9 protein-coding genes and 1 other annotated feature are annotated in these 13,439 nt (G+C 59.7%); of the genes, 6 read left to right on the top strand and 3 right to left on the bottom strand.

From position 1 onward, the window contains the following. Both ACFOTD_RS23505 and ACFOTD_RS23500 read left to right on the top strand, forming a co-directional pair. A partial coding sequence (locus ACFOTD_RS23505) for an integrase core domain-containing protein (protein ID WP_378122372.1) occupies positions 1 to 470 on the top strand: 470 nt, incomplete at its 5' end. Positions 471 to 1,000: 530 nt separating this feature from the next. Beyond that, positions 1,001 to 1,234: a binding site (T-box leader), on the top strand. 92 nt (positions 1,235 to 1,326) lie between these two features. After that, positions 1,327 to 2,895 (top strand): 2-isopropylmalate synthase, encoded by a 1,569-nt coding sequence (locus ACFOTD_RS23500; protein WP_378122371.1) that lies wholly within the window; start codon positions 1,327 to 1,329, stop codon positions 2,893 to 2,895. 59 nt (positions 2,896 to 2,954) lie between these two features. Here ACFOTD_RS23500 and ACFOTD_RS23495 read toward each other — a convergent pair whose 3' ends face one another. Then, complete coding sequence (locus ACFOTD_RS23495; protein WP_378122370.1) at positions 2,955 to 3,683, bottom strand: Fic family protein; 729 nt, start codon at positions 3,681 to 3,683, stop codon at positions 2,955 to 2,957. 81 nt (positions 3,684 to 3,764) lie between these two features. Next, positions 3,765 to 4,622: a helix-turn-helix domain-containing protein gene (locus ACFOTD_RS23490; RefSeq protein WP_378122369.1), complete on the bottom strand. Its 858-nt coding sequence runs from the start codon at positions 4,620 to 4,622 to the stop codon at positions 3,765 to 3,767. A gap of 134 nt (positions 4,623 to 4,756) precedes the next feature. Here ACFOTD_RS23490 and melA point away from each other — a divergent pair, with 134 nt between their 5' ends. Beyond that, positions 4,757 to 6,055, top strand: a complete 1,299-nt coding sequence (gene melA, locus ACFOTD_RS23485; protein ID WP_378122368.1) for an alpha-glucosidase/alpha-galactosidase — start codon at positions 4,757 to 4,759, stop codon at positions 6,053 to 6,055. Positions 6,056 to 6,159: 104 nt separating this feature from the next. Here melA and ACFOTD_RS23480 read toward each other — a convergent pair whose 3' ends face one another. Next, the gene (locus ACFOTD_RS23480; RefSeq protein WP_378122367.1) at positions 6,160 to 8,718 is read right to left on the bottom strand and encodes a discoidin domain-containing protein; all 2,559 of its coding nucleotides are present in this window, start codon (positions 8,716 to 8,718) and stop codon (positions 6,160 to 6,162) included. A 191-nt stretch (positions 8,719 to 8,909) separates the two neighbouring features. Here ACFOTD_RS23480 and ACFOTD_RS23475 point away from each other — a divergent pair, with 191 nt between their 5' ends. The 3 genes from ACFOTD_RS23475 to ACFOTD_RS23465 all read left to right on the top strand — a co-directional run bounded on the left by ACFOTD_RS23475 (position 8,910) and on the right by ACFOTD_RS23465 (position 13,355). Beyond that, on the top strand, positions 8,910 to 9,941 hold the full coding sequence (locus ACFOTD_RS23475) for a LacI family DNA-binding transcriptional regulator (RefSeq protein ID WP_378122376.1): 1,032 nt from the start codon (positions 8,910 to 8,912) through the stop codon (positions 9,939 to 9,941). A 386-nt stretch (positions 9,942 to 10,327) separates the two neighbouring features. Next, complete coding sequence (locus ACFOTD_RS23470) at positions 10,328 to 10,687, top strand: metal-sensitive transcriptional regulator (protein WP_378122366.1); 360 nt, start codon at positions 10,328 to 10,330, stop codon at positions 10,685 to 10,687. A 67-nt stretch (positions 10,688 to 10,754) separates the two neighbouring features. Beyond that, positions 10,755 to 13,355: a heavy metal translocating P-type ATPase gene (locus ACFOTD_RS23465; RefSeq protein WP_378122365.1), complete on the top strand. Its 2,601-nt coding sequence runs from the start codon at positions 10,755 to 10,757 to the stop codon at positions 13,353 to 13,355. Positions 13,356 to 13,439 lie beyond the last annotated feature (84 nt).

Below are 13,439 nucleotides of genomic sequence, written 5' to 3'. Positions count from 1 at the left end.
TCTTTTTCGTACTCAGCATCATCGACGTGTTCGACCGCGTCGTCGTCGGGCAGTACCGGGGCACTGCTTGCGAGGCCAAGCACGCTGTGCAGACCCTCGGGACCGCGCTGCAGCAGCGCCTTCAGCCAGGTGAAGCGATGCCCGTGATCCGCACGGACAACGGCCCTCAGTTCGTCAGCAAGCTGTTCCAAGACATGTGCGAGTGCTGGGAGATGGTCCATGAACGGATCCCGCCACGGACACCGAATATGAATGCCTACATTGAATCGTTCCACAGCATTCTTGAGCAATGTTTGTTCAGTAATCGTACATTCTTAACGCTTGAGGAAGCTTATGAAGCGCTCGACCAATTCATGGACTTTTATAACAACCGCAAAATGCACGGCAGTTTAAAGAACATGGCTCCAACAGAATTTTCGGCATGGGTCAAGACATTGGACGATGCTTCGGACTTTTACAGATCGGTGTAATCGCGCGAAATAACGAGCTGCGTTATGAAATTGGAATCATTGTGGGGTATGACTCCAGTTTTAGGGGGCCTAGCCGAATGTGCAGGCAAATCCGAAGCATATGCCGAAAATTAAGCTGTCGGAGGAAAAAGGATGCATTTTTGCATCTTTTTTGCCCGAAAGGGGCTATCTCGGCGCAAAAAGATGTATATTTGCAGGCATTGCGGCGAAAGAACGACGAGGCGACGATAGTCCAACTATTACCGACCAGCCACCGATCAGCCCACCGATCGGCCCACCGATCAGCCCACTGACCAGCCACCGACAACCACCGACAACCACCGATCAGCCCACCGATCAGCCCACCGATCAGCCCACCGATCAGCCCACTGACCAGCCACCGACAACCACCGATCAGCCCACCGACCAGCCTACGTCAGCCGACCCATCGCGATTCAGCTTGGCGAATCAAGACGCGATGGACAGGGCATGATAAATGCCTGTTGACAATCGCTTCTCGGGCGGCCTATAATTACCGATAACTTCATAAGCCAAATGTCTTGATTAGAACCAGTAGATGTGAAGACGCCTTTCAGAGAGCCGTTGGTTGGTGCGAAACGGCAGCGCGGATCATATCGAACTCCTCTATGAACAGTTGCCTGATACGTAGGGTAAACCGGGATTCCGCCGTTACAAGGATAGATGGTGTTGGCCATCGAACGAGATTGTTTCCGCATGCCGGAAACGAATTAGAGTGGTACCGCGGGTTAAACCCCGTCTCTATAACAGAGACGGGGTTTTTTGTCGTTTAAATTCCGGGTTTAAACGAGCCTGCTTCACATAAATTTCCCATAATAAAACCTGAGGGGGATATCCCATGAGCCGCAAAATTATCGTATTGGACACGACGTTAAGGGACGGGGAGCAGGTGCCTGGAGCCAAATTGAACGCCGTACAGAAGGTCGAGTTCGCCCGGCAGCTGGAGCGCCTGCAGGTCGATATCGTCGAGGCGGGATTTCCCGCATCGTCCCGCGGCGACTTCGAGTCCGTGCAAGCCGTCACCCGCGCGGTAGGACGTCAGATGTCGGTGACCGCGCTGGCGCGCGCCGTCAAGAGCGACATCGACGCCGTCTACGAGAGCATCAGGGAAGCGGACCAGCCGCTTATTCATATCGTGCTCGGCACGTCGAACATTCACGTCGAGAAAAAATTCAACCGTTCGAAGGACGCGGTCATGGAGATGGGCGTCGAAGCCGTCCGGTACGCCAAAACGCTGCTGCCGCACGTGCAGTATTCCACCGAGGACGCGTCGAGGTCCGATTTCGACTATCTGTGGCGCACCATCGAGGCGGTCGTCAAGGCCGGCGCGACGATGATCAACGTGCCGGATACGGTCGGCTACGCGGAGCCGCACGAATTCGGGGAGCTGATCCGGCGCATCAACGAACGGCTCAAAAACCTCGACGATCGCGTCATCCTGAGCGTTCACTGCCACAACGATCTCGGCCTCGCGACGGCGAACACGCTGAGCGCGATACGGGGCGGCGCGGACAAGGTCGAAGTTACGGTGAACGGCCTGGGCGAGCGCGCCGGCAACACGTCCCTCGAAGAGGTCGTCATGGCGCTGAAGGTTCGGGAGGCGCTGTTCGGCTGCGCCACCAATATCCGCACGACTGAGCTGCTTCCGACGTCCAGGTTGCTGACGCACCTGACCGGTCTCGACGTGCAGGTCAACAAGGCGATTACGGGCGAAAACGCGTTTGCCCACTCCTCCGGCATCCACCAGGACGGCTTGCTGAAAGATAAGCGCGTGTACGAGATCATGTCTCCGGAGGAGGTCGGGGCCGAGAGCATGGAGCTCGTGCTGACGGCGCGGTCCGGCCGGCACGCGTTCAAGCACGCGGCGGCGCGCATGGGCTTCGAGCCGAAGGACGACGCCGACTTTGAGGCGCTGTTCGAGAAGTTCCTGGCGCTCGCCGACGCGCGCAAGGAGGTGTACGATCACGACGTGTTCGCGCTCGTGAACGGGCACCGGGAAGCGCAGCCCAAGGACGAAGCGGTCGCCGCGCGCCTGTTCGAGCTGGAGTCGTTCCAGGTCGTCACGAACGAGCTGTGTCCGACCGCCACGGTCAAGCTGCGCAGAGGCGCGGAAGCGCTCAAAGGCAGCGCGGTAGGCGACGGCCCGATCGATGCGCTGTACGGCGTCATCCGCGAGCTGGCGGGCTTCGAGGTGCGGCTAAAGCACTATAAGATCAACAGCCTCTCCAGAGGAGAAGAAGCGGTCGGCCGGGTGAACATCCAGCTCGAGTACGACGGCAAGACGTATGCCGGGCGGGCGATGGACACGGATATTATCAAGGCCAGCGCGCTGGCGTTCCTGAACGGCATCAATGCCATCGTGCTCGATTCGGCGCCGGGCGAGGAAGCGGCAGTGGCGATCGGATAGGAAAGGGAACGGGGCAGTCGCGATGATCGTCCGAGGGACGCGCGGCTGCCCGTTTTTGGTTAGCGGATTAAATTTAAATACCAATCCAGCGTACGGTCCATCGACTGTGCGACAAAGGCAATAAACCGATCGGGGGTTCCCGTCGTATGGGCCTCGTTGAGCGCTTCATAATAGGCGAGCCGCTGCTCTTTCTCGATTACGATCGGCGGGTAGCCCGCCTTCATCAATTCTAAATTTAACAGAAGACGGGCAGTCCGCCCATTGCCGTCTACGAATGGATGGATTTTGACAAAGTCGCTGTGAACGACCGCGGCTCTGGCAATCGGATGCAAACCATGAGAGCTGTCATTGGTCCAGTGGACGAATTCGCTCATCTCGGCGGGAACTTGACTATAATCCGGCGGAATGTGAGCTGCTCCTCCGATGATTACGTTTTCCATGCGATACACGCCAGCGAATTCGTCATGTACGTTTTTTAGGATTAACCGATGTACGGACTTGATCTGCCATTCCGAGAGCGGTTCGTGATGTCGAACCAGATCCTCTATGTAAAGAATGGCTTCCTTATGATTAATGGCTTCGAAGTGTTCATTAAGCGTTTTTCCGCCTACGGTCAAACCTTCCAAAACGATTTTTGTTTCAGATAGCGTAAGCGTGTTGCCTTCGATGGCGTTTGAATGATAGGTCCAGTTGATTACGAGATGTTCGTGAATCGTACGGAGCGTGTGCGCCGGGAAAGGACGTCTCGCATCCAATAATGACTTCTTCTGATCGATCAGCTCGAACATGGCGATTCGCTCCTTGGTTGCCATAATCCATTCAATGCTTTCATTTTATATTCATCCGGATGATCGATCAAACCAGTCGGTTTAACCGCTTGCCCGAACCATTTTCCGATATTCCGAAGGCGTATGCCCGGTCATTTTCTTAAACGACTTGGAAAAGTAGAGCGGGTCGCTGTACCCGACGGACAGGGCGACCTCTTCGACGGAGAGCGGCTCGGCGAGCAGCGAGCTGGCGCGCTCGATGCGCAGCTGCTGCAGGTAGGCGACGGGCGTCATGCCCGTCTCCCGCTTGAACAGCTTCGTCAGATGCGTGCGGTGGTAGCCGAGCTCGGCGGCCATCCGCGCGATCGTGACGGAGGGATCCGACTGCTGCGCCTGAAGCCAGCGCGCGGCCCGGTCCGCTTCGACGGCGGCCAGGCTGCGCGGTTCGGCGCCGGCGGCAGGACCCGCTGGGCGATTTGCCTTGGCCCAAGCCGCAAACGCAAGACGCAGCCAGCCCTCCGCTTCCCAATCTGCGGTCCAGCTCTTTTTAGAAAACGCGCTATCCACTGCCCGGATCGCCCGCAGCGCATCTTCGCTGCCGCCGCGCAGGACGGGATGCAGCGCATCGACGCCCGCAGCGGCGAGCCACCGCTCGGCTTCGGGCCCGCGGAAGGCGATCCAGCGATACCGCCACGGCCGCTCCTTGTCCGACTCGTAGGCGTACATTTCCCCAGGTAAAATAACGAAGGTATCGCCCTCCTCGAGATCGTAGTGCCGGTCGCGGCACTTGAACCACCCTTTGCCTTCGGCGACCGTGTGAATCAGATAGTGGTCCAGCTTCTGCGGTCCCATCCGGTGCTCCGGCTCGGTCTGCGAGTATCCTGCGAACAGGACGGACAAGGTTCCTGACGCGCGGGGATTCGGATGCACGGACGTGCGGCTGAACGGATTGGACATCATAGTTACCCTCCAGATGATAGACTACATTATTCCATAAGTTGAACGTATTGTTCCATATTCCCGGAAGCGCTTTTTATTTATTATAAATCGCAGATAGGCTTAATACTACCGGGAATCAGGGAGGCTAATATCTCATGTCCAAGATCACGTTCCTCGGAGCGGGCAGTACGGTATTCGTCAAAAATGTACTGGGTGACAGCATGCAAGTGCCTTCGCTTCAGGGCTTCGAGCTGGCGCTGTTCGATATTAATCCGGAGCGGCTGAAGGAATCCGAGAGCATGCTTCGCAACATCCAGGCTTCGACAGGCAGCAAGTGCCGCATCGTCGCCTATTCGGATCGCAAGGAAGCGCTGCGCGGCGCCAAATACGTCGTCAACGCGATCCAGGTCGGCGGCTACGATCCATGCACGATCACCGACTTCGAGGTGCCCAAGAAGTACGGGCTTCGCCAGACGATCGCGGACACGCTGGGCATCGGCGGCATCTTCCGCAATCTGCGCACGATTCCGGTCATGCTCGATTTTGCGCGCGACATCCGCGAGGTTTGCCCGGACGCCTGGTTCCTGAACTATACGAATCCGATGGCCGTGCTGACCAACGTCATGAACACCCATGGCGGCGTTAAAACGGTCGGCCTGTGCCACAGCGTGCAGGTGTGCGTCGACCACCTTTTCGAAGCGCTCGGCATGGAAAAGGAAGGCGTCAAGTCCCGCATCGCAGGCATCAACCATATGGCATGGCTGCTCGAGGTGTCCAAGGACGGCGTCGACCTGTATCCGGAGATCAAGCGCCGCGCAGCGGAAAAGCAAAAGGAAAAGCACCACGACATGGTGCGTTACGAGCTGATGCTGAAGTTCGGCTACTATGTGACGGAGTCGAGCGAGCACAACGCCGAGTATCACCCGTACTTTATCAAGAAAAACTATCCGGAGCTGATCGAACGCTTCAACATCCCGCTCGACGAGTATCCGCGCCGTTGTATCGATCAGATCAAGCGGTGGGGCGAGATGCGCGATAGCATCGTGAACAACGCGAGTCTGTCGCATGAGCGTTCGCACGAATATGCCTCCTACATTTTCGACGCGATGGAGACGAACGTGCCGTTCAAGATCGGCGGCAACGTCATGAACACCGGTCTGATCACCAACCTGCCAAGAGAAGCTTGCGTCGAAGTGCCGTGTCTCGTGGATGCTTCGGGTATCTCTCCGACGTACGTTGGGGACCTGCCGCCGCAGCTCGCAGCGCTTAACCGGACTAACATCAACACCCAACTGCTCACCGTCGAAGCCGCGATGACCGGCAAAAAAGAGCACATTTACCACGCCGCGCTGCTCGACCCGCACACCGCAGCCGAGCTGTCTATGGACGATATCGTCTCGTTGTGCGACGACCTGATCGAAGCGCACGGCGACTGGCTGCCGAAGTTCCGTTGATTTTTGCACGCTAGAGAGAGACATCGAACAGGCCCATGCCAATGCGCATGGGCCTGTTTCTGCGTGAGTGTGTTTTGCGTGACTTTGTTTTGAGTGACTTTTGTTTAACGATCGGCGATGATTTCGGCGAGCTGCATGTAGTAATTGCCGAAGGAATCGGCGCTCAGCTTGGTCGCGTACATCCGGAAGTAGCGGGCCGACACCAGACTGCTGAACGGGAAGACTTGCGTCGTGCTTTTCGGATTGTAGTAATCAATGTAATCATGACCGACGATATCGGTCCAGTTCGTGCCGTCGACGCTCGATTGGAGCTTGAAGTTGACCGGGAAGCCGGCGTCCGGACGCGGACGGATGCGCAGTCCGCTCCAGCTCTGCAAGTTGCCCGTATCGATCGATACCCATTCCGTCGCGGCGGCCGACGTATGGCCAGCGCTCGACCAGTACGTATTGTTCTGTCCGTCCGCAACCTTTGCGGTCTCCCAGCCTGCGATGGAGGAAGAGGAGGCTGGCGTGCGCGACGGCAGCGTGTCGGGTCTCATGTCGGCGATCTGCATGTAGTAGTTGCCGTGATCGTCCGCACTCAGCTTGGTTGCGTACATGCGAACGTACCGGGCGTTGACGCCGTTGCCGAATTTAAACGTCTGCATCGCGGAGCCCGGGTTGGCATATCCGGAATACGAAGCGCCGGCGATATCCGTCCATGTCGTGCCGTCGAGGCTCGATTGGAACTTGAAGTCGACGGGAAAGGCGACCCCTGATATGCGAGGCGCCACCTTGAGCGCACCGACGGTTCTCGCCGCGCCCAGATCGAGTGCGAGCCATTCTGTCGATACGGCCGCGCTATGGCCGCTGCTGGACCATACCGTCGTCTGGTTGTCGTCCAGCACCTTGGCGCCTTCCCAGCCCGCGATCGCGGACGACTGCGAGGTGCCGTAGGGAATCTCCTCGATCTTCACGTCTCCCAGTTGAAGCTGAAAGCCCCAGGGCTGATTCTCGTCATGACCCAGCTCGGTCGCGTAGATACGCACGTACCTGCCGTAGAGCGGCTCGTTAAAATCGTATACGTTCCGGGCCGGAGACTCGATCCGATATTGACGGATATCGTAATCTGCATTCACCCAGTTTGTGTTGTCCGTGCTGACCTGGATATTAAATTGGCTCGGATACGAAAGCTCGTTCGTCTGCCGAGGCGTCAGCGTGACGCGTTGAATCATGCGCGAAGCGCCGGTATCGACCGTGACCCACTCCGTGCTGGCGTTGCTCGAATGGCCTGCGCTCGACCAGGTCGTGTTCGGATCGGCGTCGATCGCCTTGGACGCCTCCCAGCCGGCGATCTGGCTGGATACGGTCACGCCGCTGCGCGGGCTGGCCGTCAAAGCAAGCGGCGTGGCGCTTACCTGCTGCGCGTTGCCGCTGTCTCCGCTCGCATTGCTTGCGACGACCGTGAAGTAGTAAGGCGTGCCGTTCGTCAGACCGGTGACCGTATAAGGGCTGGAGGAGATGCCGGTCAACGTCGACGTATAACTGCCGCTGGCGGTACCGTACTTGACTTTGTACGTCTCTCCCGCGACGCCGGACGTGCGGAAATGCAGCGTCGCCTGACCGTTGCCGGCGATTACGGCTTTAATGATCGGCACCGCGGGCAGCGCGCTGTCGGTCAGCGTGATCGGATTCATCGCGGTATACCAGTAAGCCCACACGGTGCCGTAGGCATAGGCGATCCGGTTGTTTTTCGTCGTATCGAATTGTCCGAGCTCGTTGCCGGTGATGCCCGCGTTGTGGGCCGCGACGCTGATGAAGTTCTTAGGCAGGGTGGCCGGCTTGTACGTGATGCCGTCCGCCGATTCGTACAGCTTGATGTAGGCGAAAGGGCCGAACCTTCTGGCCGTGCCGATCGCGATAAACTTGTTCATCGAGGGGACGTACTTGTGGTCGGTGGAATCGTCTCCGTCCAAGTCCCGGTTAATTGCGACGCCTTGATACGTCATGCTGCCCGGCCAGTTGGCATTGGTCGTCGAGGCCGTGCGCACGCGCGTCTGATTGACCGGCTTGCCGGTGGACGGATCGCGGCTCAGCCAGGTGTAGTAGATGTAAAGCGTGGAATCCTTGACGACGAAGCTGGGCTCGCCGGCGCCGTACGTGTCGATCGGCGCGTCGTCGAAGACGATGAACGGCTGCGGGGACGAGCCGCCCCAGCCGCTGCCGTTCCACTTATCCCATGGTCCGGTAACGCTTGCGGACCGCGCTACATAGATGTCGTTGTCGGTTCCGTTGCCGTTTTCCGTGGACGTATAGCCCATGTAGTAGTAGCCGCCGAACTTGACGACGCCGGGATCGCATACCGAGTAGGCGTCGCGCGCGCCGGCCGTCGGCTGCAGGGCAATGGACTCGCTGCCCCAAGTCGCGCCGTTGTCGGGAGAGCGCTTGTAGCGAATGTAGTCCCAGGCGCCGGCCGCGCCGGGAGCGCAGGTCCACATGTCGATGCTGTTGTCCGCGTTAAGGATCATCGACGGTCCGTACCTGTAGGAGCCGCCCGAAGACGGGTCGAACACGTTCCAGCCGGCCGACGTCGAGCCGCTCACGACCGCGAACGCATTGGTTGGAAAGGCGACCGCCAGCAGCAACAGCAGCGCCAATCCACGCAGGCTTGCTTTTCTTTTCATCAATTCATTCCCTCCTTGTAATCGCTTTCGCCGAGATCATATCTAAAAATTAGCAGAACGTCAATTGATATTTAATTGATGTTTAATTAAACAAAATACATAATCGTCAAATTGTTCAAGAGACGGCTCGGTGTTAAAATGGGGAGAAGGCGTGGGTATGGCTTAAAATAAGAGGTGTTCCGACATTGAAGGTGACGATCAGGGACGTAGCGCAGGCAGCAGGCGTCGCGCCGGCGACCGTGTCCAACTATTTAAACGAGAGCGCGCCGGTCAGCGAAGCGGCCAGAAAAAAAATCGGCGATGCGATCACCCGCTTGAACTATCGGGCGACTGCCCGGAGCGCGGTCCCGTCCAGAAACGCGATGGAAATCGCGCTGTTCGTGCCGGAGGCGTTCGAGGATAAGGACCGGATGAATCTCGACGAGACATTTCTCGATCTGCTGAGAGGGGTCGGCGAGCAGTTGCGCCAGTCAGGCAGCCGTTTGACGCTGCTGTGGAACAAGCGATTGCCCGACATCGAGCGCGAGATTATCGGCTCGGGCGCGATGGGCGGCGTTATCTACCCGAGCCCGCATGTGGACGATCCGATTCCCGGCTTGCTGCTGGACAACGACGTTCCGCTCGTGACGCTCGGGGAGCTGTCCAACCGGACCGATTATCATTCGGTCGACATGGACAACATCGCCGGCGCGCAGATGGCGACCCGGCATCTGATTGAGCTGGGACATAAAGACATCGCCTTTATCGCGCCTTGCCCGCTCGACACGATGCTGAGCTTCTACCGGCTCACCGGCTACCAGCGGGCGATGACGCTGGGCGGTCAGCCGCTGCGCCCCGAGTACGTGCGGGTCGGCGACTTCAGCGCGGAGACCGGCTACCGGATCGCCGCGGAGCTGCTCGCGCTGCCGCATCCGCCTACGGCGATCGTGGCGGGCCGCGACATGCTGGCGCTTGGCGCAATCGCCGCGGCGAGGCAAGCGGGGCTCGGGACGCCGGAGCAGCTGGCCGTCACTGGCTTCGACAATACGACGCTTGCCGAGCATCACGGCATCACGAGCGTGAAGGCGCCGCTGTACGACATCGGCGCAGAGGCGACTAAGCTGCTGCTGGAGATCATCGCGGACAAACGCTCGCCGGCGCGCAAGCTCGTCATTCCGACGCAGCTCGTCGTACGCGCTTCGAGCGATCCGAAGTCGCGCGACGCGGGGCTGCGATTCTATTGAGCGGGTAGCCGCGTCGGCTCGGGCGCATAGTGGAAAAAGTTTCGCTATGCGCACCGTAACCACCCTGGGCGCAGTGGCTTAACGGCAAAAAGTTCCGCTATGCGCACGGTAGCTAACCCGCGCGGGCATTTAGCAGCATTGCATACCGTTATCGCCCGGCTGGGCACTGGCATTCGCGGCATGCGCGGCAAAGCGGCAAAGCGTGCCGAGATTACAGCGCGACCCACGACTCCGCCGCCATCGTGCAGGCGATGTCCCGCCTGCACGACGAAATGCTCAGCCCACCGCGCCGCCACTCATCTAACCGTCCACCTTCTAGGCTATTTGCACTTGCTTTTACATAGGGTGGGGGAGTATAATTACTGCAATAGAAGGGGGCTGCGACCATGAGCGATACCGTTAATCCCGAAGCGTACGCGCCGCTCTCCGAGGGCGACGACGCGGAGTCTTGCCACCATGAAGGCGGAGAGCGTAGAAGCCACCACTCGGATAAAGTCAAGAGCAGTCTGATCAGCAGGCTGAATCGCATCGAAGGCCAAGTGCGGGGCATTAAAGGCCTGATCGAGCGGGATACTTATTGCGACGACGTGCTCAATCAGATTGCGTCCGTACAATCGGCGCTGAACGGCGTAGGCAAGCTGCTGCTCGAGCATCATCTCAAGAGCTGCGTCGTCGAGCGGATTCAAGAGGGCGACACGGATGTGCTGGCCGAATTGATGACCACGATGAACAAGCTCATCAAGTAAATTAACTCTGCGGCGGATTCGCCGTTTTCTTATGAATTAAATTATAGGGTTGGGGGGTATTGTACGCATGGAAATGAACTCAAAAAATACGGAGCAGACGACGCTGGCGATTACGGGCATGACTTGCGCAGCCTGCGCGAACCGCATCGAGAAAGGCCTCGGCAAGCTCGAGGGCGTCGCCGCGGCCAATGTCAATTTTGCGTTGGAAAAAGCGAGCGTCAGCTACGATCCTTCCCGCGTCGGCGTCGGCGCGATGGAGGATACGATCCGCAAGCTGGGATACGATACCGTTAAGGAGACGGTGGACTTCTCGATCGAAGGCATGACCTGCGCCGCCTGTGCCGCCCGGATCGAAAAAGGGCTTGGCAAGCTTCCGGGCGTCAGCGCCGCATCCGTCAATTTGGCGCTGGAGACGGCTCGGGTCGAATACGTGCCAGGGGCGGTTGCGGTCGGCGACATGCAGCATAAAGTCGAGCAGCTCGGCTATAAGGCGACGCCAAAACGCGAAGAAGCAGACGATGCGAAGGCGGATCGCCGCGCAGCCGAGCGCAGCCGGCAACTGCGCAAGCTGCTGGTTTCCGCCATATTGTCGCTGCCTCTGCTCTGGAGCATGGTCGGCCACTTTTCCTTTACCGCCTGGATCTATGTGCCGGAGCTGTTCATGAATCCCTGGTTCCAGCTTGCGCTGGCGACGCCCGTGCAGTTCTATATCGGTCGCGGCTTCTACGTCGGCGCCTACAAAGCGCTTCGCAACGGCAGCGCCAACATGGACGTCCTCGTGTCGTTGGGGACCTCGGCCGCTTATTTTTACAGTCTGTACCTGACGATCGATTGGGCGTCTTCAGGCATGGGCGTTCACCACGCCCCGTCGATGTATTACGAGACGAGCGCGATCCTGATCACGCTGGTGCTGCTTGGCAAATGGTTTGAGCGGCTGGCCAAAGGCCGCACATCCGAGGCGATCAAGTCGCTGATGGGCCTTCAGGCGAAAACGGCGCTTGTCGTAAGAGACGGCGCGGAGCTCGCGATTCCCGTGGAGGAAGTCGTGCGCGGCGATGTCGTGCTGGTCCGTCCGGGCGAAAAGGTGCCGGTCGACGGCGAAGTGATCGAAGGCGAGTCGTCCGTCGACGAATCGATGCTGACGGGGGAGAGCTTGCCGGTCGGCAAAAGAGCGGGCGACGCGGTCATCGGCGCGACGATCAACAAGAACGGCAGGCTGCGCATTCGGGCGACCAAGGTCGGCAAGGACACCGCGCTCGCGCAAATTGTCAAAGTCGTCGAGGAGGCGCAAGGCTCCAAAGCGCCGATTCAGCGCGTGGCGGACGTCATATCCGGCATCTTCGTGCCGATCGTGGTCGGCATCGCGGTCGCGGCTTTTCTCGTTTGGTACTTGTTCGTGCAGCCTTGGGAATTTGCCGGGGCGCTGGAGAAGGCGATCGCGATTCTGGTCATCGCTTGTCCTTGCGCGCTTGGTTTGGCGACGCCGACCTCGATCATGGCCGGTTCCGGCCGGGCAGCCGAGTTCGGCATCCTGTTCAAGGGCGGCGAGCATCTGGAGATGACGCAAGGCATCGACACGGTCGTGCTTGATAAAACGGGTACCGTCACAAGGGGCAAGCCGGAGTTGACGGATGTATGGGTCGCAGACGAGGCGGCGGAAAAGGAGGCATATCTGAGCGAACGGGATAAGGCCCGGCATGCGGCAGCCATCGTGAGCGAAGGGGATGAGGACGGGCAGGAGACGGCAGCCATCCTGAGCCAACGGGATAAGCCCCGCCAAGAGGCAGCATCTCTGAGCGAACGGGATAAGGCATGCCCGCTGCTGCGTCTCGTTGGCGCCGCGGAGAAAAATTCGGAGCATCCGCTTGCGGAAGCGATCGTAGCGGGCATTCGCGAACGCGGCATCGCGATGCCGGATGCCGAATCGTTCGAGGCGCTGCCGGGCTACGGCGTGCGGGCGGTCGTGGAGGGCAGGCAGGTACTGGTCGGCACGCGCCGTCTCCTGGAGCGGGAGGGCGTGACGATTGGCGCGGCGGCATCGGAGGCGATGACGCGCTTGGAGGAAGCGGGCAAGACGGCGATGCTCGCGGCGGTCGACGGCTTGTACGCAGGGACGATTGCGGTTGCGGACACGGTGAAGGACACTTCCGCCGCGGCGGTCGCCCGACTACAGGCCATGGGGATCGAGGTCGTCATGATTACGGGGGACAACGCCCGCACGGCAGCGGCGATCGCGGCCCAGGTCGGCATCTCCCGCGTACTGGCGGAGGTGCTGCCGGAGGGCAAGGCGGCAGAGGTGAAAAAGCTGCAGGCGGCCGGCCGGAAGGTGGCGATGGTCGGCGACGGCATTAACGACGCGCCCGCGCTCGCAACGGCCGACGTCGGCATGGCGGTCGGCACGGGGACGGACGTCGCGATGGAGGCGGCGGACGTGACGCTCATGCGCGGCGATCTCGCGAGCATACAGGACGCGATCGAGATGAGCCGGCTTACGATGCGCAATATCCGTCAAAACCTGTTCTGGGCGCTCGGCTACAACACGATCGGCATCCCGGTCGCGGCGCTCGGCCTGCTCGCCCCGTGGGTCGCGGGCGCGGCGATGGCGCTGAGCTCGGTGTCCGTCGTGCTGAACGCGCTGCGGCTGCAGCGGGCGAAGCTGCGTCCCTAACCGTTGCCCCTGGCCGACGCTCCACCTGCTGATGTCCGAACCGCTAACCAACGTCTCTAATCGATGTCCTTGGCCGATGCTCCA

Source organism: Cohnella sp. GCM10012308, assembly GCF_042649185.1.
Lineage (GTDB): Bacteria > Bacillota > Bacilli > Paenibacillales > Paenibacillaceae > Cohnella.
This window is presented reverse-complemented; position numbering and strand designations above follow the sequence as displayed.

Excerpts from the sequence above, each read along its gene's own strand:
- ACFOTD_RS23495 (WP_378122370.1), bottom strand. The coding sequence starts at position 3,683 with ATGTTCGAGCTGATCGATCAGAAGAAGTCATTATTGGATGCGAGACGT.
- melA (WP_378122368.1), top strand. The coding sequence starts at position 4,757 with ATGTCCAAGATCACGTTCCTCGGAGCGGGCAGTACGGTATTCGTCAAA.
- ACFOTD_RS23480 (WP_378122367.1), bottom strand. The coding sequence starts at position 8,718 with ATGAAAAGAAAAGCAAGCCTGCGTGGATTGGCGCTGCTGTTGCTGCTG.
- ACFOTD_RS23465 (WP_378122365.1), top strand. The coding sequence starts at position 10,755 with ATGGAAATGAACTCAAAAAATACGGAGCAGACGACGCTGGCGATTACG.
- ACFOTD_RS23470 (WP_378122366.1), top strand. The coding sequence starts at position 10,328 with ATGAGCGATACCGTTAATCCCGAAGCGTACGCGCCGCTCTCCGAGGGC.
- ACFOTD_RS23500 (WP_378122371.1), top strand. The coding sequence starts at position 1,327 with ATGAGCCGCAAAATTATCGTATTGGACACGACGTTAAGGGACGGGGAG.
- ACFOTD_RS23490 (WP_378122369.1), bottom strand. The coding sequence starts at position 4,622 with ATGATGTCCAATCCGTTCAGCCGCACGTCCGTGCATCCGAATCCCCGC.